Source organism: Roseibium album (genome assembly GCF_001404515.1).
GTDB classification, from domain to species: domain Bacteria; phylum Pseudomonadota; class Alphaproteobacteria; order Rhizobiales; family Stappiaceae; genus Roseibium; species Roseibium album.
Window position 1 is genome coordinate 232,871 of sequence record NZ_CXWE01000003.1, and the last position, 20,486, is coordinate 253,356.

Consider the following 20,486-nt stretch of genomic DNA (forward strand, 5'->3'; position numbering starts at 1 on the left):
TCAGGATTTGAGCTTTGCCCTGATCGTGCGAGCAACCCGACGGAGTTTCCGTTCGAAAGCCATATCCGCCGCGCAAAGACTGTTTTTCAGATCACCCAGAGGCTGGCTGGCCAGCAGCAGCGTCCCAATCTCCAGGCGGCCACGCCAGAGAGGCTCGATCATCGAATGTCCCGGAACCGCAAGGGAGTCCGCATACCTGAAACCGGATTGCGCCAGATTTTCCCGGAATGTGTGAAGAACCAGCTGGGCACCAGGCGAATAGCGCGCATAGCCCTCGTCAAACGCAATTTTCCAGGAAAAGACACAGCCGCCGTCAACAAATGAGACGAGCGACGCGATAAGACTGTCGCCTGCGCGCAGTTCGTCGATCCGGATTTTGTCCGAATGTGCGCACGAAGCAATCACGCCACGTGAAAAGGCCGCGGTCTGCGGATTGCTGCCCAGCGCGGTTTCCTCCCGCCCCTTCCATCCGGACGCTTCAAGCTCAAGAAACTGTTCGAAACACTCGCGTGTCCTGGCCCCGGTAACTCTCGACAGGTTGACGGTTCCGTGATCCTCGAGCCGGCGAAGGAGACGGCGCATTTCCTTGCGACGCTTGCCTTTGAAGGCGTCTTCCAGCTGTTTTTCGCCTTCGTCCCCGCCTGCATGACTTGCCCGTTCAAACCGGGCTGTCTTCGCAACGTTCATGTTCTCCAGTTTCGTCAACCGCATTGCAACGCCTGAAGCCATTGGCAAGAACGGAACGGCCAAAATGCCGGCACCGCCGGCAGCCGTGTTGACGAATGTCTTTACCTGTTCATCGTCGGCCTGCGGAGACATTAGCGGCGTTCCGAGCGGGGAATATTCCGTCGTCCAGACCATGGCAACCGGAAGAACGAGCCCGGCCGGACATCGTCGGATGGGAGCGGCCATCAACCAGCGGCCAGTCGGTCTCTCTCTCAAGGCCAACAAGCGGATATTCCGCGCACTCATGTTCCTCAGGAACGGCTGCAGGAATGAAGGGTTGAAAAACGGGTTCGGATCAACTGCTTCATCGCACAGGGCCTGCCAGGCCTCGACCGGTGTATTTTCGCCTAGCGGATCGAAGAAAACAGTTTCTATCGCTGATGTGCCTGAGGCGTCAGTCTTCATCCGCGCGCCCTCTGCTCGAGTACATCAAGGGCACAACAAATGTCGTCACATTCAGCTTCCTCTTCGCGGCAATGGCAAGCGCCGACGCTTCAAGGAATATCGCGCAACTGGTCGCGATTGCGGCACCGGCGAGCCCGAACAGTGGTATGAATATCAGGTTGAGCAGCACGTTGAACACAAACGTCACGGCATATATGCCGGCGCAGGTTCGCTGGTGACCGGTCATGGACAGCAATGCATCCGCCGGCCCGACCGACGCGCGTGCCAGAACGCCGATCATGAGGAGCGCGATCAACGGATAACCGCTTTCGAAACCGTTGCCGAATAGCCGCAGCAACAGCGGAGCGACAATCAGCAAACCCGCACCGGCCAAGAGAGACGGCCAGAAAGTCCAGAGCGTCGCCTGCCGGGTATAGGTTGCCAGACCTTTCAGGTCCTGATTGTGCGTATAGGCGGAAAAACGGTGTGCCGATGCTGCCCTGACAGCGAAATAGACGAAATGCACCAGGGCCAATGTTCGTGACGCAGCAAAGTATACAGCGACCTCATCCGGACTTTGGAAGAAACTGACCATGATCACGTCGGCACTGGTGATCAGTTGGAGAAAGCCTTCCACCATCAGCATTGGCAGGGAAACCACGACCCATGATTTCAGCTCGACCCTTGACGGACCGGGCGGGATCTGCTGCGGCAGGCGTTTTCTGAGATGAAAATACTGGTATCCTGCCACGAGCAAGGTCGCCGCGACGGCAACAAACGCCGCAGTTTCCGCGGAGGCCGGCCGACCGGCGAAGACCGCGGCCACCAGCAGTAAAAGGATGGCAAGCGGCCTCCAGATGTAGGTTGGGAGCATTGCGAGTGAAGGCCAGTCGTAACTGCGGGCAATCCCGTCCTGTACGAGGCCAAACGCGAAAAACGGCAGGGCCAGAAACACGATTATGAGTGGCTGATTGTAGGAAGGGTCTATTGCCGGACGCAAAAGGTGGACCAGTCCGATTCCAATCACAGCTGCGCCAATGCCTATCAGAAATGCAATCAGGCGGCTCGCCTTCAGGAAACCGCGCAGCGCGGCAAGATCTCCGGCTTGGCGGTACTGGGGAATGAACCGGCTGGCCGATGTCGAAAACCCCCCACAGGCCATCACGCCCAGAATGATCACGACCGTCCAGGCAACCGAATAGATGCCGTAGTCATGTGCGCCCAGGAGACGTGCCAGGACAATCTGTGACAGATAGGCCAACGCAGCGCCGCCGACACGCACGGCAAACGTGGACACTGCCATGCGTCCTGCCGTCTGTTGGCCTGAAGGACTTCCACGTTTGAGGAATCCGAGTTGGTCTATGCTCTTACCGAGCCCCTGAAACCAGGTGGCGTCTTGAAAACGCTTCGTCCAGGAATGGGCGGTAAATCGCACGTTCAGGGTCCTTGAGAAAATCACCCCGTATTTGTGACATGTGGGACTTAATATTCCGTGGCTTTGAATTGACCGGCACGGAATCAGCTTCACAGATGCGTGATACCCCCTTTGGCCGGCTGTGTACCCGAACTTCGCTGCGGCATCGTCACAGGCACCAGGTCCAGATACGGACCAATTCCGAAACCGAAGGCCGGTTTGGCTTGCTGACCCCATTTCCTGCAAGGCCGCAGGTATCGTGTTCCTGTTCCGGATCAGCAGCAAATGAGAAGAACAGATTGCAAAATGAACCGTTGACATTCATGAAAAATTGAGAACAAATAGGGAACAATTTGTTGGGCAAACAGGATCATGAAACACGGATTGTCGTTTGTTCAATTGGATTGATCTTCGCGGATTCGAAAGGTTGCCTCCCCTACGGTCCGCCCTACGATCCGGTCCCTGTGACGCCGCCAAGCTCAGGGACCGGATCTTTTTCTTTCAACCGAAAATTCCGACGGTAAATTCGAATTAACCATAATTCTCAATTACGTGGCGGAATCCCTTGTCCTTTCTTGCTCGCGAAATAAATAAAGTTTATAGAGTCTTAAAGTTCTCTTATGGGAACCAAAAAAATGGACAATGTGCACACAAGCGAGTGTTCAGGACACACGTTGGCGGTCAAATTTCATCGTCGGCATTCAGCTTGTTATTTGAGGTGATTACCATGATGAAATCGATAATGGCTGCGACCGTTGCCGTGACCGCCCTGCTTGGCGCAAATGCAGCGAATGCGATGATTGTAAATGGCGATTTTGAAGACACGACCACCCTGGACCCGACCGGACTGGTTAAAGGCAACAAGCTTTCAAATCTCGCCACAACCGGTTCGTCCTGGGACGTTTTCAGTGAGATCAGTGGCTGGAAGACCACTGCCGGAGCCGGCATCGAGGTTCAGACGAACCGGACTTTGGGCTCCATCGACGCTCATTCCGGTCAGCATTATATCGAACTGGACAGTCACCCGAAGCCAAACTCGAATTCGACAATGGAACAGGAAGTTTCGCTCGGCGTTGGAACTTATGAGCTTTCCTTCTGGTATAGCCCACGCACCAACGATGCGAGTTCCAATGGCATCGAGTATTCGGTGAGCGATGGTCTCTTGTCCGGCTTCATAACCGGTCCGGGAGCATCTCCGGATACTTCCGTTGGTGTCTGGACCCTTGTAAAGTCACTGTTCAAGGTCGACACCGCAGGCGACTATTCACTCTCATTCGCAGCCACCGGGAAACAAAACACACTTGGCGGCTTCATCGATACGGTGAATTTGACCGCGGTGCCGATCCCGGCAGCCGGACTGTTGCTTCCGGTAGGTGTTGCAATGCTCGGATTTGCAGCCCGCCGCCGCAAATCGGCCTAAGCGAAGACACAGCGGCAAAAAAAAGTGCGGCCCTTGCGGGCCGCATGTGTTTTGGAAACGACTGAACCTGGCAATCTATCTGATTTCGATGCGCCGTGCTGCTCAGTTGTTCCCTATCGAATGAAACGATCCCTAGGCGAACTGACGCCAGAATTGATAGGATCGATCCAGCCGATCCAGTTTCTTGCTTTTTTCGGACGGCTCAATATCTCTGCGATTGAGCAGAATTTCGATCTCTTTCCTGAGTTCATCCATGTGTTTGTTTGCATATCTCAACATATGAAGTCCTCCGCTTAAACAACGTTGCGTCTGAACAAAAGATGTTGTTTCGCAAAGGCATATGCAAATTAAAGATTATTCATAACTGTGGATTTATATGTTTTTTGAATTTAGTAAATCTGATAAAATATCTCGCAAGATCTTTTCTATACTTTCTACACAAGAAGTTATTTTGTAATATCCGCAGACAGTTTTGATGTCAGATCATCAAACCAGCCTGGTTGACCCTGGACGCGCGCTATCAACATGGCACCTTCGAGTTGCGCCAGAATGGCAAAGCTCTGTTTTTCGAGATCAGTATCAGAAAAATCGCGACCCAAAGCGCTGTTCTTCAGCCCGGTTTTCAACCAGAAGGCTGTCCGGTTGAAAAATGTCCTCGCCTCTTCAACAACCGCCGCAGGCAATCCGGCAGATTCCGCAGCCAGGACACCACACAAACACATCTGCCCATCCTGTCCCAGGGCGGCGGCAAATACGGTGCTAAGTCTTCCAACCGGTCCTTCGGCCGTTATTTCCGGTGATCCCGGATCACCGAGCGTCTCCATGAATTGGTCCGTGTATCTCTTGGCAACCCGGGCACCGAGATCGGCTTTCGTCGGAAAATAGTAGTGCACGCTCGAACTCTTCACCCCGACACCGGACGCGATATCGCGGAAACTGAACCCGTTGTATCCGTTTTGACGGATCAGGGTCTCTGCCAGATCGAGAATTTTGGCTTCGGTGTCTGCAATCGGCGCGTTCACGGGTCAACCTCTTTATCTACCAACTGATAGATAGGGGTTGACAGAACCCTTTGCAACACTGATATGTCGACCATCAAATCTATCTATCAGTAGGTAGATAAAATAGCGTATCGAATGTGAGGAATGTGGAAATGATGGATTCAATCGCAATAATTCAAGGTGGCACCTCCGGCATGGGACTGGCCACTGCACACCGACTGGCAGCACGCGGCATTCCGTTGATCCTGATAGGTCGAAGCACAGAAAAACTTGCCGGTGCGAAATCCGACATCGAAAACCGTCACAATGTTCCAGTCGAAATCTGGCAGGCAGATGTAACCGACACACGGGATGTGGACGGTCTCATAAGGAATATCGAGAACCTTGACGGAGCGATTGGATATCTGGTCAACGCGGCCGGATATTTCAGCCCGAAACCGTTTCTGGACCACACGGGCGAAGATTTTGATCTGTACAACGCCTTTAATCGCGGCACGTTTCTGATCACCCAGGCGATTGTGCGCAAAATGGCAGGTGCCGGAAAAGGTGCAATCGTCAATCTCGGCTCCATGTGGGCGCATCAAGCCGTCAAGGCCACACCATCTTCTGCCTATTCCATGGCCAAGGCCGGCCTGCATGCCTTCACCCAACACCTGGCAATGGAGCTCGGGGACCAGGGCATCCGTGTCAACGCCGTTGCTCCGGCGGTTGTGGAAACGCCCATATACGGCGCATTCATTCCCGAAGAACAGATTTCAAAAACACTGAAGGACGGATTTGATGCGTTCCACCCGCTTGGTCGCATCGGAACTGCTGACGACGTCGCATCCACTGTCGACTTTCTGTTGTCGGACGAGGCCAGTTGGGTCACCGGTGCGATCTGGGATGTCGACGGCGGGGTCATGGCGGGCCGGAACTAGCCGATCGAAAAAATTCTTACCGGAGTTGCCCCCATCGTGTGGCTCCGGTGGGGCCCGGACCCCTGATTGAAGCTGATCCACCTCGTTTTGGCTGCGCGCTGGAAGGATGCACGCGGAAAGCACGGTTCATTTTCAAGGGCCTCACAACCAAGCGGTGAGACAAGGCAACCAAATCCGAAAGACGGTTGCTTTGCTTCGCAAGGAACCACCACACTAGGGCGTGTACTCATAAACGGGCGAGCGTCGATGAGCACCTTCGGTGGAACCTCCGAAGACGATCAATCAACCGTGCAGGTCAGCATTGCGGACGAACCGTTAGTTCGCTGCAGCCGCGCCGATGCCCTCTCCGGTCCTGCTTTTGGGTGTGTTCATTGTTTCGTTGAAGCGCACAATTGCAAGAAGGTATGCGAACCGGTATGCGCCACATCTGGTGAAACCCACATGATTGAGCAGCGGCTCATTTAGCGGACAAACGACGGAATCGGGGCGCGTGAACCAGTATGACCGCGGTCAAAAAACGTAGTTCAAGGCAAAATTCAGCCCGTGATAAGTCAGGTCCCCGTCACTCAGAGATGTCGCATAGTTGGCGCCGGCAGTGAAGCCGCCGCCGAAGGCATAATCGAGACCAAGATCGAAATTCACACTGCCACCGTCGTTTCCAACATATTGCTGTGTGGCCGTCAGGCTCGGGTCCTGAATCAGGCTGACGGTGGCGTCCCCCAGATCCAGATTGTTGTATTGATAAAACACGCTGACATATGGACTGAAGTTGCCGTGGTTGTAGCGGGTGCTGAAGCCCACGGAAACGGAGACATTGTCTGAGTTTTGCTCGTCAACGGAAAGAGACCCGCTGCCTGCATTCCCCTCGGTGTAGCCATCAACGTTGATATTCGTGTACCAAAGCCTTGATTCGACACTTGTCGTAAACGCCTTCACAGGTGGAAACCGATATCCGATGGTCCCCTGAACACTGTGGGCACCCGCATTTGTTGATGCCTTGGCAGTCCCCGAGGAGCCTGCATTCCGGTCCAGGTCGAGATCGAAATGGCCGTAGCTGTATACCAGACTGGAAAAAAATCCGTTCTCGTGGATGTATTGTGCGAACGCCGAGAAATGGTCGCTGTTTGACTGCGTGTTCCCCAAATCGTCCACATAATCGGTGTCGGTGTAGTTTCGGCCATAGGCAACGCCGAGCGCGAGGGAATTCGTGATGTCGATGTCGGCGCCCAGCTGACCGCCAACCAGATTACCGTCATAGCCGCTGAAGCTGCCTGTCGAACCGTGATCGATGGAAACGAAGCTGCCTTCCGACCAGACCCTGATGCGGCCCGCCAAGTTGGCAGCGCCCGGGTTTCCGTTGGTCCCGATTGCAGTGTCCGGAAAGGGCGTGTTGCCAGACGGGGGTTCCGCATACCGGTTCAGATATGTTTCGTCGAAATACCCATTTGGACCTGCAGCAGCGCCAGCCCGGGCGGCCAGATACTTGTCGTTCTGCATTCGCGACAAGCGTCGATTGATCAACGCGAGTGTCAGGGAGCTTATGGAGTTGACCTGCGACACGTTGGCAGGGATCGTGTTGAAGGCAATATTCTTCTGTTCGTCAAAAGTAGCGTCAAACAGACCGATGCCGTACAGGATCGTATACATGTGAAAATTTGTGCCGGCCAGAAAAGGCAACCCACCATTTTCGGCAAGCAACGGCTCGGGGTCGTCGCCTGTATTGGCAGCAACCTGATAGGTGTTCCCGTCGCTTGCGTGGACGGCGATCCAGTAGGTTCCTGGATCCAGGGTCAGCCCTGAAATGGAGAATTCATCCAGATTGGTGTTGTTTCCGGCCAACGTGACATTGCTGTAGACGGTTCTGTTTGTGCGCGTTGCGGTTCCGGTGAAGAGCTCCGCATAAGGGGAGGCAAGAGCTCTTACGGAATAGGAAAATCCGTTGGCACCCGTGAGCGTTGAATTTGACAGCTGCACAAAGCGCGTGACTTGTGTTTGCCGCGCAAAGGTATGCTGCGTCAAGAGGATCTGCCGGCCGCCGGCACCGGCCGTCTGATTGTTCAGGGAATTGCTTGCGGCCGAGTTGAAGCCCGTAATCTTGTCCTTGACGGCGAACTCCTGCGCCTGTGAAGAATAAGATAACAGAAAAGCGAATATAGCGAAAATGATGGCTGTTGAACCAAGCCTCATAGCCGCCCCCCAAAAAAACGTTTGCTACAACACGATCCGAAAATTCAGGACCACATTTGTTTTCTTACAACGCATATCGATCGAGCTTTGCTTGCGCAAGTAACGTGCGTCGTACCGCCATACAGATAGCACCTAGAACATGAACATGTCACATTAAAGCTGCCTGTTGAAGCCATTTAGGTGAATGGTCCTGTTCGAGTTCGAAGCGGTTGGTCGACCTAACGGACCAGGCTGCAGTGTCTTGGTACAAAGCAGACATTGAAGTCTGGCATGCGGGTGTGATTCATGCTCCGAATAGGAGCCTTGAGCATGAGACATGCCTTCTCGGTCGCCGAATGGCGGTCGATCGCACCAATCCTTCCGTGCGAATCGGGAGGCGTCCCGCGTGTGGATGACAGGCGTGTCCTGAACGGCATTTTCTGGATTTTGAGATCGGTAGCACCGTGGTGTGATCTGACGGAGCGATACGGTCCCTACACCACCTGCTACAATCGCTTCGTGCGTTGGCGTTGCGCAGGCGTTTGGGGTCGTATCCAGACTGCCATATCGCATCGGGAAGACGCCGAGGTGCAGATGATCGACAGCACGGTAATTCGCACCCATCAGCACGCAAGATGCGTCCAGAATAGTGCCAGCGAAGGCTTTGGACGTTCACGTGGAGGCTGGGCGAACATCCCACCCCGTCGGAACCGGCGCGATCCGATCTGCTTCGGTCCGTATCTCTACCGTCATCGAAATCACGGTGATCGGTTCTTCAACCGGATGAAGCACTGTTGGCACATTTCTAAGCAATTTGAGAAACACGCAGACAACTTCCTTGCTTTCGTCAAGCTTGCTGCCATCCGCTTTGGCTACGCGTTAATGAGTCCACCGCCTAGTGAGCCAGCGCTTCGACATAGTACCAGTTGCCGGCTTTCTTCCGAAAGCGGCTACATTCCCGGTGCGTATTCAGTTTGCCACCTGACAGATACCTTGCTTCGAACAACACTGTTCCTTCACGATCTGCCGCCCCACCCTTTTGCACGTCAAGAACGGTCAATCCGGTCCAGTGATTTTCAGCAGCCCATTTCGCAGTGGCAACCTCATCAAAACCACGCAGATTTTTCGGCCAAAGGGTGGTTCTCAGATACGATATGTCCTGACGCACAAAAGCTGTGTAACGGGACCTCATCAAGGCTTCGGCGGTTACAGGGACCGAAGCCCGGGAGAGATAAGGTCCGCAGCAGGCATCAAAGGACTTGCCATCACCGCAGGGGCATGTTTTTTCCGTCATCCCGGCCTCTAGTTCTCCTGTCATTCTTGCGCTGTCTACCACCAGGCGTGCCTTGCCGCTATCGTCTGAACAGGAATTTCCCGGGGGCATCATTCATGAAACTTGCCACATTCAACATGGAATCATTCGGGTTCGACCGGTATGACGCCACCGCGCTGAAGCCGCGGCTGGACGCGTTGCGTCCAAGGATCATGGAACTCGAAGCGGACATTCTCTGCCTTCAGGAAGTAAACGCACAAAAGATCAAGGGTTCCTCCCATCGCCAGTTTCCGGCGCTTGAACGCCTGCTGGCGGGAACTCCCTATGAGACCTATCATCGAGTTGCCAGCGAACGCGCTCCCGGCAAGGGCCCCGGCGACAAGCACAATCTTGTCTTGTTGTCGCGATATCCGATATCGGAGCATGAGAGCCTGTTTCAACAGCACGCAAACGCGCCGCTCTGGCAACCAACAACAGCCGATCCGGCATACGAAACTCCCGAAGCCATCACATTCGAACGTCCCATCCTGAAATCTGTCGTCGATTTCGGTTCGGCAAAACCCCTGCACCTCTTCGTGGTTCATCTGCGCGCGCCGATCGCGGCGATGATCCGCGGCGGCAAGAACCCGGACCGTTCCTGGAAAAGTGCTTCAGCCTGGGCGGAAGGCTATCAGCTGTCGGTCCTGAAACAGACCGCTCAGGCCCTCGAGCTTCGCCTTTCGGTCGAGAAGCTGTTTGATGAAGACGAAGAGGCCCGGGTTGTCTTGACGGGCGATTTCAATGCGACAGGCGACACAGGCACGTTGCGGTTGCTGCGCGCCGACCCGGACGACACGGCGTCACCTGAATTCGAAAACCGCCGACTGTTTCAACTCGACGCCTCGTTGCCGCTCGACCGGCGTCAAACAGTCATCCACAAGGGCAGGGGTCAGGCGCTCGACCATATACTTGCAAGCCGGGCAATGACGGACAGGACAGCTGACGTTCGGGTCTTCAACTGCGGACTGCCCGACGAGGTCCTTGATGCGGGTGATGACGGATATGCTGGATCCTATCACGCGGCGATGCGTGCGGAATTCGAACTATAGGCCGGATTGTTCACTCAGGCGCGAGCGAACTGATGTATTTCGCCAGGTTCGCGATTTCCCTGTTGCCCAGGCTCATGTTCGGCATCTTGGGATGAGGGTCGGCAAGGAATGTCGCCAGTGTCGCCTCTGTCCAGTCCGGGTCTTTCGCCATGTCATAGAAACTCGGAAGGGAAACGCTTGTCGCCATTGGCTGGTCCTCGGCAACAAGATGGCACGCAGAACACCATTGAAGCGCGAGAGCCTTACCGGCTGCCGCGTCGGCGGCCAACGCAGGGCTAAGAGCGCCGGAAAGGCACAAAACCGCCACCATCATGCCCTGCAATCCAACGCGATGACCCTTGGCCAGAAAAGATTGTGGTGCTTCCTGTTGCCGAACCATGAATTCTCCCTCCTGCGCTTCTGATGAAGACGTGAATTGCAGTGTGTCGGTTTCCTGTTGCACTCACCTTGCGGTGAGTCAAAACTTGCAAAATACCGACAACCTGCGCGCGCTTTTTTGTTGCCTCTCTAGCGCCCGTCAGACAGACTTCGGAAATTCCGAACAAGGGAGATTGATATGGGACGTCGTCTGAAAACCGTCGTTTGCGCTGTCGCAGCGGCCATGCTTGCCATGCCACCGGTTTCTGTCACCGCACAGGATGCTCCCATCTACGCCCTGACGGACCTGTTTCATCCGGTCACGGCACAGAACGGCATGGTTGCAAGCCAGGAAGCCGTTGCCACTTCTGTCGGGCTCGAGATCCTCAAACAGGGTGGGAATGCCGTGGATGCCGCCATCGCGACCGGCTTCGCGCTCGCCGTCACGCTTCCGCGCGCCGGCAATCTTGGCGGCGGTGGTTTCATGATGATCCACATGGCCGAAAGCGGTGAAACCCAGGCACTCGACTATCGCGAAAAGGCACCCTCCGGCGCCTCCAGGGACATGTTCCTCGGACCGGATGGCGAACCCGACAAGCAGAAGTCAAGGTTTTCCGGCCTGGCGATTGGTGTTCCCGGAACCGTCGCTGGATTTGCGGACGCTTTTGCCAGATACGGCAGCGGCAACGTAACCTGGGCAGAATTGGTCGCGCCGGCGATCGAACTTGCCGGTTCCGGCATCACGGTAACTCCGGGTCTATCTTCCGCTCTTGGCGCCAGGGCAGAACGTCTGACGAAGGATCCGGCTACCGCGGAGATTTTCTTCAAGGCAGGCCCCATTCCCTATTTGCCGGGCGAAACACTTGTGCAAGCGGATCTCGCCCGCACGCTGCAGCTGATTTCCGAGCAGGGAGCAGAGGGTTTTTACAAGGGTGACGTCGCCGAAAAGATTGCCAAGAAGGTTCAGGACGCCGGTGGCAGCATGACCGTCGAAGATCTCGCGAATTATGAACCGGTCTGGCGCGAGCCTGTGACGGGAAACTACAGGGGCTATGACATCGCTTCGATGCCACCGCCGTCGTCCGGCGGTGTGCACATTGTGCAGATCCTGAACATTCTGGAAAATTTTCCGATGAATGAATTCGGTCCGAATTCGGCCGACTCGATCCATGCCATGTCCGAGGCCATGCGCCTGGCCTACGCGGACAGGTCGGAATATCTGGGGGATCCGGACTATGTCAGCGTTCCTATCAAGGGATTGACCTCGCCGGACTACGCCGCGGAATTGACGAAAACCATTCAAATGAATGTTGCAAGACCGTCGGAAGACGTGAAACCCGCGGACCCGCTTCCCTATGAAAGTAATGAAACCACGCACTATTCGGTCGTCGACAAGGACGGGAACGCAGTTTCAAACACTTACACGTTGAACTTTTCTTATGGTTCGGGCCTGACAGCTGACGGAACCGGTGTCCTGTTGAACAATGAACTCGACGACTTTTCCGCCAAGCCCGGCGTTCCCAACGCCTATGGCCTGATTGGCGGTACGGCCAACGCGGTCGAGGCCGGCAAGCGACCCTTGTCATCCATGAGCCCGACCCTGGTGTTCAAGGACGGCAAGTTTCTGTTGGCAACCGGTTCACCGGGCGGCAGCCGGATCATCACAACGACGTTGCAGATCGTCCTGAACATTGTCGACCACAAGATGAACATCGCCGAAGCGACGGTCGCGCCGAGGATCCACAATCAGTGGCTTCCAGACGAAATTCGGATCGAAGAGGGCGTTTCACCGGATACAGTCAAGCTTCTGGAAGACCGCGGACACAAGGTCGTCGTCAAGAACGCCATGGGGTCGACGCAGTCGATCATGAATGTCGGCGGTGTGCTTGCCGGTTATTCGGACCCCAGGCGTCAGGGCGCCCTGACAGCAGGTTACTAGGCTTTGGGAGGATAGTGCCTGTTGAGGGTGCTCTGGCTGTCGAGATCTTTCAGGTGCCGGAAGAAACTTTCTGCCGACACCGCCAGAAACGACACCAGGAGCACCCCGATATAAGTCGAGTGCTCGAGCAGTTCGGCCCGATCCCCCACGATGACGTCGAAAATCGTGAAACCGAGAAAAACGGCAATCGAAACGGTGATTGCCAGATCCGTGCGATAGGCAACGCCGGGCTCACCCCGCAGGAGCTTGATTGCCGCCCAGACAAAAAAGCCGGCCGCTCCGAATTCAACAAGTCCGGCAAAGATCAGCGTTGCCTCGACAAGTGCCGGGTCCAGCGCAAGCCTGTCGAAATACATGGTGAATTTTTCAACGCGGTGATTCCCCCACCAGTGAACGAAACCGACATTCTGGCGCGCGAAGAACTTGTCGAGACCGTTCAGCAGCCAGAAGAAAAACCAGAAGACAATGACAACTGCGGTAATAGGTTGGCGAAGTGCGTGCATGACGGATGCCGTTTCATGTGGTCCGGATCAGTCACTGACTAACAGAAAGCCGTTGAAGATTGGTTAGCGATCACATTCGCGTGAGCGCAGTGTTCACTCGATCGTTGTTTCGGAACAAATCGTACCCAGTTGCCGGTCCGCCGAAGCTCAGCTTGCACCCCGCCGGAAGGCTTTGGCTACCATCGAGGCGAAGCGTTGATCAAGACGGATCCGGTCCTGCGCATTCATGTCGGGCCAGACAATCTGTGAGCCGACATAAGCTGCATATTCGAGTTGGGCAATTTCTCTTGCAAGGCTGTCTTCCAGACCCGCATCCCGGTAAAGGCCCACGACAAACTCGGTTCTGATCCGGTCGACATCCTGGACAATTCGCCTCGCAATGGAATTTGACTGGGAAAATTGTCGAACCGCTCTTTCAAGGTCCTGGTCCAGCATGTTGGCAACATCCGACAAGGTCTTTGCGCGTTTGTCGTGCGGTTGCTGCATGATCGCATCCGCCACATCAAGGGTGTTTCGCTGTTTCCACTCCGAAAACAGCTCTTTGAGGAAAACATCGTGATCGGCAAAATGGTGGTAGAACGAGCCCCTTGTCCGTGCGGCGGCGTTGCAAAGGGCTTCGACCGTAAGCCCGGATCCGCCTTCTTGCGCAAGACACGAGAGAGCAAGGTCCAGCCAGTCCTTTTTTGCAAAGCGTTTCCTTGAACTCATCAGGCTCCACCGGCCGCACCAAAAACCGCAATCGGCAGGAACAGCCAGCCTTGCGGCATCGCTTTGTAGGACTGTTTCTTCATTGGGGGAAGCACCAACCCGAGAATACAGAATGATGCCGCCAGGAATGTCGCCATCCATCCGAGTTCCCAACTTTCAGGATAGATCGCCGCGATCGCGAACATCAGCGAGATTGCGGCAAGCGCTATGGTCACGAGATGCCAGCAGTAGTAGCTGACATATTTAGGCACCGGTGCGAGATCAACCGCGTTGAGCAAGGGAACGGCAATTTCCCGACCTCCGAGGAACGTGTGGATCAGGCAGGTAAGCGCGGACAAGCCGGCAGCCAGGGCGAGAAATGTATTCATATCAATCTCCAAACATACCATATGTTATGGTTTGTATATTCTAAACCTGCAGCGCATGCCATGCGACGCACAGTCACGCATCGCCAAACATTTCCCGGAGGATTGATACAGACAGATTGACACTCAAAAAATGGAATGATAGCGCTATCCAAAGCGCTTTGAATAAGTAAGGCGTCCTTCCTGAAACATTGATGGAACCGGGAGAAACGGCGATGCCGATCAGAACCGTCGTCTGGGGCGAAAACGTCCATGAACAGCACAATGCGATTGTTGCCCGGACCTATCCGGACGGCATGCATCAATGTATCGCCGACACGCTCAACGAGGATCCTGATATCGAGGCGACAACAGCGACCCTCCAGGAACCCGAGCACGGACTGACCGAAGAACGCCTTGCCCGAACGGACGTTCTTGTCTGGTGGGGCCACGCCGCCCACGGCGATGTCTCCGATCTCGTCGTCGACCGCGTTTGCGACGCTGTCTGGTCGGGCATGGGTTTGATGTTCCTTCATTCGGCCCATTTCGCAAAACCCTTCAAGCGCCTGATGGGCAGCCCGTGCAATCTTACCTGGCGCGAGGCCGGTGAACGCGAGCGACTTTGGGTCACCAGTCGAAATCATCCGATCACGCAAGGCTTGCCGGACAGTTTCGAACTCGAGATGGAGGAAATGTACGGCGAACCGTTCGGGGTGCCGGAACCTCTCGAAACCGTCTTCATCAGTTGGTTCCAGGGTGGTGAGGTCTTTCGGTCCGGCCTGACCTACAAGCGTGGCGCTGGCAACATTTTCTATTTTCGTCCCGGGCATGAGACCTATCCGACCTATCATGACGCGACGGTGCAAAAAGTGCTGAAAAACGGCGTCAAATGGGCCTTCAATCCGATGGTCCGGATTGCCGAACCGAATGCGGCCCCGAATGTCCCGGTCGACACAGCACCCGAAAAGATCGAGGAACGCGGCCCTAAACTTCATTCCGACGGTGAAGAAGGGTTTCGCTGATCACCTGCCACACCGGAGCAGAAGCCATGTTCTCCGGGTCTCTACATCCAATTGACGACGGAGTTGCCAATGGCCTCCCCTGAAAAACCGATCCGCATCCTAATCCTTGGCACCGGAAACATGGCCCAAAGCCATGCCACCGCCTATCAGAAGTGTCCCGGTGTCGAAATTGTCGCCGGCGTCGACCGGCGCCCCGACCCACTGTCGGAGTTTTGCGAAAGTTTCGGCATTCCCCGACAGTTTCAGGATCTGGAAGAGGCGATTGGCTGGGGTGAATTCGATGCTGTTTCAAACGTGACGCCGGACGCTGCGCATCACCCGACAACACTTATGCTGCTGAACGCCGGCAAGCATGTCCTGTGTGAAAAACCGCTTGCAACCAATGCGGCCGACGCTCATGAAATGGCTGCCCTTGCGAGAAAGAACAATCTCGTCGGCATGGTCAATCTGAGCTACCGGGACGTTGCCGTTCTTCAAGCGGCGGCGGGACTGGTGGCAGACGGTGCCATAGGCGCTCTGCGGCACTTCGAGGCTTCCTATCTTCAAAGCTGGCTCGCTCAACCTGCCTGGGGTGACTGGCGCACCGAAAGCCAGTGGCTCTGGCGCCTTTCGACGGAACACGGCTCCAAGGGCGTACTTGGTGATGTCGGCATCCACATTCTCGACTTTGCCACCTTTGCAGCCGGAAGCCCTGTCTCCGAACTGTCCTGCCGCCTGAAGACTTTCGACAAGGCCAAGGGCAACAGGATTGGCGAGTATCCTCTAGATGCCAATGACAGCTTCACTCTTCAGGCGGAACTGGCGAATGGTGCACTCGGCACCATCAGTGCAACCCGATTTGCCTCAGGTCATCTCAACGACCTGCGCCTGCGTCTTTATGGAGACAGGGGCGGACTGGAAGTTCTGTTTGAAAAACGCAAGGAAAGCTTGCGTATCTGCAGGGATGAAAACCTGACCGAGGGCCGCTGGGAAGATGTCGTCGCAAAACCGGTGCCGACTGTGTACGAGCGCTTTGTCGATGCCATTCGCGACAGGGAACCACCGGAGCCCGACTTCGTTCATGGCGCTCGCCTGCAGGCCGCACTTGACGCGGCTGAACACTCCGATGCTGAAAACGGACGTTTTCTCAAGGTCGAGTGAAGGCCATTGAAGCAATCCCCAAATGAATTGCAGCGGAGCTGGGGGCTCCGCCGCACAAGTGGGTACTATAGCAAGGCACCATCACAGGAAGTCCGCCAGTCTCTCGTCGTGCTTCCATGCAATGTATGCAAAGACTAACGCATTCACCCTGACGCTTCGTTCAGACGAGGCTTCAGGTTTGCCTCTAATTTTAGACGAAACGTGTTTATGGGGCGGGCAAGTCTCGCAGATGCCGGCTTTTCTGGCTCAGTGGAGATGACTGACGGAACTGGAATTGCTTCACATGCAGCCCGGTTTCGCCCCCATATCGTCAACAAAATGCAAAGCGAACGACAGGTGCAATCAGCGGACAGACACCGCACCGGTTCATCCGCTGGTCTGTCCCTTCAATTTCTGCCAAAGTACGGCGATTGAAATGGGACAACAGGTTGCTCGGACATGCGGCGCTTTTTTTTGCTTTTTTCATTGTTGTCATTCGCAGCCTTGCCTGCGAAAGCCGAAATCACCAAGCACGCGTTTATCTTGTCCAATTCCGATTATGTCGAAGTGGATGATCTGCAGACCCCCCAAACGGAGACCGATGAATACGCCAGCTTTCTCGCAGGCCATGATTACAAGATCACTCACGTAAGAAACGAAACGCAAGAAAAGACCCTTGAAGTCTTCGAGACATTTGTCGAGGGCCTTCTGCCTGGCGACGAGGTGGTTCTTGTCTATTCCGGGCACGGATGGTCGGACGGCAGCACCAATTTTCTGGTACCGACGGATGCCCCTGCGCAAGCAACCGACAAGTTCCTGAAAACGAGAACCATTCCTCTCATGAATGGTGAAGACGGGTTGCTGGATGAACTCCGGGCTGCGGAGGTGAGGATCGTCGCGATCATAGACGCCTGCCGCAACAATCCATTCAAACCTCCAAAGGGACGGCGTTCCCAGGCCATGGCAAGGGGCATGACCCAGATGGTCGCAAATGACGGCATGTTCGTTGTTTTCTCTGCCGGTGTGCAGCAGGAAGCTCTGGACAGGTTAACTGGCGACCCGGAGGGACAACGTCTTTCGGTCTTCGCACGATCTTTTCTCCCCCTGCTGCGCGACGGATTGTATCTTGAGGACGCTATCAACGAAGCGCAGATCAAAACGTCCGAGCTTGCGCGTCTTGAAGGCGGACATGTCCAGCAACCCGCTTATTACGATCAGGTATTGGGTTCCACTTGCCTGGGAAAATACTGTGTTCCGAGAGGCATCGAAGCAAGCCTTCAGCTGAATGAGGCATTGTCGCTTCGCGGCGAAGAACGGCGCGCAGCGGTCGCGGCAATCATCGTGAAACACCCCGGCACCGAGGCGGCTCGCACAGCCGAAAAGCTTCTGCAAGACCTGATTGCCGCCGTGCCACCGGAACTCCGCAATGAAACGATCGGGCCGCTGGAACAGGATTCTTCCCCAAACGGCGGCGAACTTGCAGATGAACGGGAGCGTTTCGCCGTGGGCGGAACCGAAATTGATCTGCCGGATGGTGTTTCCATTGACCTGGCTGCAGGACCGTCTTCGCTGGCGGTTGGCGGATTCCATGTACTCAGCAAGGACGGCAGCCGCCTCGTGATCACCAACCCTCATGGGCATCAGAAGAAGATGCTGGTGGTCTACGACACCGAAACAATGACCGTATTGAGCCAAAAGGTGATTTCCGGAGATCCCGGCTCACTTTCTTTCAGCGAAAACTCCGAGTTTTTGGCTATCGGCATCTCGGAACTCACGCTGGGCGACCTGCCATGGGTTTCACGAATTGAATTGCTCAGATCAGATGATCTGTCCCTCGTGCGTGAACTGTCGAATGTCGATGACCTTTTGGGACGGGTCGCCTCCGTCACCTTCAGCCCCGACGGAAATAAAATCGCTGCGGCGGCAGGCTACACAAGTGCAGATTATGGGGTATGGCGCGTTTCCGATGGCAAGCGTATTTTTACGGGCAAAACCGGCGGGAAACGAACCGACATAGTCAGGTTCAGCCCTGACGGAACCAGGCTGATGGCAATCGGGAACGAACCAAACGCCTGGTCTGTCGTGGATGCAGGCAATGGCCGTCCGGTTTCCGAAATCGATGTCACGGAAGTTGGCACGCGGAACCTGGTAGCGCCGCATTTTTCCGGTGACGGCAAGACAATCTTTGCACAAACCGAATTCTCCACCTTGGCGGAACAAAACAGCCTTGTTGGAGAATGGAACGTTTCCGATGGGCGCTTGCTACGCCGCTTTGGAAATCTGAAAGACAGGGAAGATCGCGTTCTGGGCATCTCGCAGGATGACAAGCAAGTTGCGGTTTTGTCTGGTGACAGGAACATTCGCTTCCTGCGGATTGAAGACGGGTCGGTGTCTGACACATTGCTTCTGGAAGGTGCTGAAACAGGCAATCCTGGTTTTTCCGGCGACCTGCGTAAAGTCGCCATATCCTATCCATACGGATTGAGATTGCTGGAACTGCCGTCCGGTCGCGTGATCGCTGATATTCCAAGCCTGGCGTCAAATGTCTCGACGGTCGCATTCAGTCCGGATGGGCGCAGGCTCGCAATGGGGCTCGACAGCGCCTACCAGAAAAGAGTTCCAGCCCCGGCAGATGGCGAAGACAAATTCCAGTTGCAGGCATACCGGGCATTCGGTGTCTGGAACTGGGCATCCGGAGAACCGGCCTTTGTCGACAACGGGGAACAAAACACATTCGAAAGCGCGGGAGCGATGAACTGGCATCCCACCAAACCCTGGCTTGCGGTCGCCGGCAAAGGCGACAACATAGCGATTTTCGAAACCGAAGGTTTTGACATCGACAAGAGGCTTGCGCCTCTGCCGGACAAGGATGCTGCTCAACCCTACGGCGCCGATAATCTCGAATTCATCGCCGGTTCCAACCTGGTATTGAGTGGCTACAACCGGGACGCCCTGAAATTGTGGGACGGCGATACTGGAGAGTTTGTCCGATCGCTTGGCGCGGACAGGTTTGCCGTGTCGAAACAGGGTGACAAGGTTGCCGCGATCGATCTCCATTTTGGATCTCGAAAACTCGACCGAGCCGATCTGCTTCTTTTCAACCCGGAGGATGGGACCCGGCTTTGGACGCAGGACCAGGAAGACAATATCCCCACGGCAATTGAGTTCACCAATGCCGGAGACCGGATAATCGGACTGCTCAGCGCCAAAAATGGGGAAGGTCTGGGCTGGCGTACAAGGCTGGCAATCTGGCGAGCGACGGACGGAAGGTTGTTGGCAAGCTTCGGCGACTTCGAGGGTTACATTGGCCGGTTTGCCCTGTCCGCGAACGACCGCACGGCTGCTGTCGTCACCGAATCGGGACAAATGATCGAGATTTGGGACATTGAAGACCGGCGGAAAATCCGGACACTCCGCTTGCCCAATGCAGAAGTCAGCTCCCTGGACATGAGCCCCGATGGGCGTTTTCTCGCCGTTGGCGCGCGTCCTGCACAAACATTCGTCTTTCAGGTCGATACGGCAAAACTCATCGCACAATTCGCGATCTATGCGGACGGCACCGCCTCTTTCGTAAGAAATCGGCTTCAGTTATCCGATCAAGACCTTATGAGGCGGGTACATGCTTATCTCGGCGGAAACAGATACGCATCAGTCAAGGAACTGAGCGAAGGTCAGATTTCTCCGTCAGACACTGCCGAGCGGGACATCAGTTCACTCAGCCCGGAAGAAGCCATGACGCTTCTAAAGCGCGGCGACAAGGACCTGCGCATTGCTGTTGTCGAGGAACGCGCACAACGTTTCGACGACGGCTTTCGCAAGCAGGTCCAGCGCATTCTTGCAGATGCAGGTCACTACAATGGAGCTATCGATGGCTTGTTCGGGCCCAACACGCTGCGTGGACTTTCAAATTACCTGCAAGGAATTTGAGATCGATGCCAGCCCCAGTCGATGCCGGGGAAACAATCTCGTCTCAAGAACGCCGGGCACCAACAAACTAATTTTGCACAAACGCGTTGTGAGCCGGGTGTTTCCGCTCGAACCTGCGAATTGGACCGGGTGCGATTAACGGCTCTCTCAACCGAGGTTGCGCTTGCCGGAAAGC

17 protein-coding genes and 1 pseudogene are annotated in these 20,486 nt (G+C 55.4%); 8 read left to right on the plus strand and 10 right to left on the minus strand.

Features of this window, described 5'->3' with window-relative positions; genetic code table 11:
• A complete protein-coding gene (locus tag LA5095_RS10525) occupies positions 1-1,131 on the minus strand; it encodes a GNAT family N-acetyltransferase (protein WP_055114713.1) in 1,131 nt (376 codons plus the stop codon).
• Positions 1,121-2,413, minus strand: a complete 1,293-nt coding sequence (locus LA5095_RS10530; protein WP_055114715.1) for an oligosaccharide flippase family protein — start codon at positions 2,411-2,413, stop codon at positions 1,121-1,123. The genes LA5095_RS10525 and LA5095_RS10530 overlap by 11 nt, the downstream gene beginning before the upstream one ends.
• 838 nt (positions 2,414-3,251) lie before the next feature.
• Here LA5095_RS10530 and LA5095_RS10535 point away from each other — a divergent pair.
• On the plus strand, positions 3,252-3,944 hold the full coding sequence (locus LA5095_RS10535) for a VPLPA-CTERM sorting domain-containing protein (RefSeq protein WP_055114717.1): 693 nt from the start codon (positions 3,252-3,254) through the stop codon (positions 3,942-3,944).
• 132 nt (positions 3,945-4,076) lie between these two features.
• On the opposite strand, the gene LA5095_RS32675 is transcribed toward LA5095_RS10535, so the two are convergent.
• Complete coding sequence (locus tag LA5095_RS32675; protein WP_156958712.1) at positions 4,077-4,223, minus strand: hypothetical protein; 147 nt, start codon at positions 4,221-4,223, stop codon at positions 4,077-4,079.
• A gap of 167 nt (positions 4,224-4,390) precedes the next feature.
• Positions 4,391-4,966: a TetR/AcrR family transcriptional regulator gene (locus LA5095_RS10540; RefSeq protein WP_055114719.1), complete on the minus strand. Its 576-nt coding sequence runs from the start codon at positions 4,964-4,966 to the stop codon at positions 4,391-4,393.
• Between the two features lie 131 nt (positions 4,967-5,097).
• On the opposite strand from LA5095_RS10540, the gene LA5095_RS10545 reads away from it, so the two are divergent.
• Positions 5,098-5,865 (plus strand): SDR family NAD(P)-dependent oxidoreductase, encoded by a 768-nt coding sequence (locus LA5095_RS10545; RefSeq protein WP_055114721.1) that lies wholly within the window; start codon positions 5,098-5,100, stop codon positions 5,863-5,865.
• A gap of 510 nt (positions 5,866-6,375) precedes the next feature.
• Here LA5095_RS10545 and LA5095_RS10550 read toward each other — a convergent pair.
• Positions 6,376-8,052, minus strand: coding sequence for an autotransporter outer membrane beta-barrel domain-containing protein (locus LA5095_RS10550; RefSeq protein WP_055114722.1), 1,677 nt, complete (start codon positions 8,050-8,052; stop codon positions 6,376-6,378).
• A gap of 309 nt (positions 8,053-8,361) precedes the next feature.
• Here LA5095_RS10550 and LA5095_RS32015 point away from each other — a divergent pair.
• Positions 8,362-8,930 (plus strand): annotated as a pseudogene (locus tag LA5095_RS32015) (IS5 family transposase).
• Here the strand turns inward: LA5095_RS32015 and LA5095_RS10555 are convergent.
• Entirely contained in the window at positions 8,927-9,325 is a 399-nt protein-coding gene (locus tag LA5095_RS10555; RefSeq protein ID WP_055115569.1) for a YchJ family protein, read from the minus strand. The pseudogene LA5095_RS32015 and the gene LA5095_RS10555 overlap by 4 nt on opposite strands.
• A 95-nt stretch (positions 9,326-9,420) precedes the next feature.
• On the opposite strand from LA5095_RS10555, the gene LA5095_RS10560 reads away from it, so the two are divergent.
• Positions 9,421-10,392 carry an endonuclease/exonuclease/phosphatase family protein gene (locus LA5095_RS10560; RefSeq protein WP_055114723.1) on the plus strand — a complete coding sequence of 324 codons (972 nt, stop codon included), beginning with the start codon at positions 9,421-9,423 and terminating at the stop codon, positions 10,390-10,392.
• Positions 10,393-10,402: 10 nt separating this feature from the next.
• Here LA5095_RS10560 and LA5095_RS10565 read toward each other — a convergent pair whose 3' ends face one another.
• Positions 10,403-10,771 carry a c-type cytochrome gene (locus LA5095_RS10565; RefSeq protein ID WP_306359827.1) on the minus strand — a complete coding sequence of 123 codons (369 nt, stop codon included), beginning with the start codon at positions 10,769-10,771 and terminating at the stop codon, positions 10,403-10,405.
• A gap of 177 nt (positions 10,772-10,948) precedes the next feature.
• Between LA5095_RS10565 and ggt the strand changes: the two genes are divergently transcribed.
• Positions 10,949-12,688 (plus strand): gamma-glutamyltransferase, encoded by a 1,740-nt coding sequence (gene ggt, locus LA5095_RS10570; protein ID WP_055114725.1) that lies wholly within the window; start codon positions 10,949-10,951, stop codon positions 12,686-12,688.
• Here the strand turns inward: ggt and LA5095_RS10575 are convergent.
• From LA5095_RS10575 to LA5095_RS10585, 3 genes are all read right to left on the minus strand, one after another.
• Positions 12,685-13,191, minus strand: coding sequence for a hypothetical protein (locus LA5095_RS10575; protein WP_029062601.1), 507 nt, complete (start codon positions 13,189-13,191; stop codon positions 12,685-12,687). The two genes, ggt and LA5095_RS10575, sit on opposite strands and share 4 nt — an antisense overlap.
• A 147-nt stretch (positions 13,192-13,338) precedes the next feature.
• On the minus strand, positions 13,339-13,899 hold the full coding sequence (locus LA5095_RS10580) for a TetR/AcrR family transcriptional regulator (RefSeq protein WP_055114726.1): 561 nt from the start codon (positions 13,897-13,899) through the stop codon (positions 13,339-13,341).
• Positions 13,899-14,267, minus strand: a complete 369-nt coding sequence (locus LA5095_RS10585; RefSeq protein ID WP_055114727.1) for a hypothetical protein — start codon at positions 14,265-14,267, stop codon at positions 13,899-13,901. The genes LA5095_RS10580 and LA5095_RS10585 overlap by 1 nt, the downstream gene beginning before the upstream one ends.
• 212 nt (positions 14,268-14,479) lie before the next feature.
• Between LA5095_RS10585 and LA5095_RS10590 the strand changes: the two genes are divergently transcribed.
• The 3 genes from LA5095_RS10590 to LA5095_RS10605 all read left to right on the plus strand — a co-directional run bounded on the left by LA5095_RS10590 (position 14,480) and on the right by LA5095_RS10605 (position 20,311).
• Positions 14,480-15,265: a ThuA domain-containing protein gene (locus LA5095_RS10590; RefSeq protein WP_055115572.1), complete on the plus strand. Its 786-nt coding sequence runs from the start codon at positions 14,480-14,482 to the stop codon at positions 15,263-15,265.
• Positions 15,266-15,355: 90 nt separating this feature from the next.
• Positions 15,356-16,405, plus strand: coding sequence for a Gfo/Idh/MocA family protein (locus LA5095_RS10595; RefSeq protein WP_055115574.1), 1,050 nt, complete (start codon positions 15,356-15,358; stop codon positions 16,403-16,405).
• A gap of 438 nt (positions 16,406-16,843) precedes the next feature.
• On the plus strand, positions 16,844-20,311 hold the full coding sequence (locus LA5095_RS10605; protein WP_055114731.1) for a caspase family protein: 3,468 nt from the start codon (positions 16,844-16,846) through the stop codon (positions 20,309-20,311).
• Positions 20,312-20,486 lie beyond the last annotated feature (175 nt).

What these genes read in the sequence shown, in the direction of transcription:
- LA5095_RS10590 (WP_055115572.1), top strand. Translation starts at nt 14,480, where the DNA reads ATGCCGATCAGAACCGTCGTCTGGGGCGAAAACGTCCATGAACAGCAC.
- ggt (WP_055114725.1), top strand. Translation starts at nt 10,949, where the DNA reads ATGGGACGTCGTCTGAAAACCGTCGTTTGCGCTGTCGCAGCGGCCATG.
- LA5095_RS10585 (WP_055114727.1), bottom strand. Translation starts at nt 14,267, where the DNA reads ATGAATACATTTCTCGCCCTGGCTGCCGGCTTGTCCGCGCTTACCTGC.
- LA5095_RS10580 (WP_055114726.1), bottom strand. Translation starts at nt 13,899, where the DNA reads ATGAGTTCAAGGAAACGCTTTGCAAAAAAGGACTGGCTGGACCTTGCT.
- LA5095_RS10535 (WP_055114717.1), top strand. Translation starts at nt 3,252, where the DNA reads ATGATGAAATCGATAATGGCTGCGACCGTTGCCGTGACCGCCCTGCTT.
- LA5095_RS32675 (WP_156958712.1), bottom strand. Translation starts at nt 4,223, where the DNA reads ATGTTGAGATATGCAAACAAACACATGGATGAACTCAGGAAAGAGATC.
- LA5095_RS10560 (WP_055114723.1), top strand. Translation starts at nt 9,421, where the DNA reads ATGAAACTTGCCACATTCAACATGGAATCATTCGGGTTCGACCGGTAT.
- LA5095_RS10565 (WP_306359827.1), bottom strand. Translation starts at nt 10,771, where the DNA reads ATGGTTCGGCAACAGGAAGCACCACAATCTTTTCTGGCCAAGGGTCAT.
- LA5095_RS10575 (WP_029062601.1), bottom strand. Translation starts at nt 13,191, where the DNA reads ATGCACGCACTTCGCCAACCTATTACCGCAGTTGTCATTGTCTTCTGG.
- LA5095_RS10605 (WP_055114731.1), top strand. Translation starts at nt 16,844, where the DNA reads ATGCGGCGCTTTTTTTTGCTTTTTTCATTGTTGTCATTCGCAGCCTTG.
- LA5095_RS10550 (WP_055114722.1), bottom strand. Translation starts at nt 8,052, where the DNA reads ATGAGGCTTGGTTCAACAGCCATCATTTTCGCTATATTCGCTTTTCTG.
- LA5095_RS10530 (WP_055114715.1), bottom strand. Translation starts at nt 2,413, where the DNA reads ATGGCAGTGTCCACGTTTGCCGTGCGTGTCGGCGGCGCTGCGTTGGCC.
- LA5095_RS10555 (WP_055115569.1), bottom strand. Translation starts at nt 9,325, where the DNA reads ATGACGGAAAAAACATGCCCCTGCGGTGATGGCAAGTCCTTTGATGCC.
- LA5095_RS10545 (WP_055114721.1), top strand. Translation starts at nt 5,098, where the DNA reads ATGATGGATTCAATCGCAATAATTCAAGGTGGCACCTCCGGCATGGGA.
- LA5095_RS10525 (WP_055114713.1), bottom strand. Translation starts at nt 1,131, where the DNA reads ATGAAGACTGACGCCTCAGGCACATCAGCGATAGAAACTGTTTTCTTC.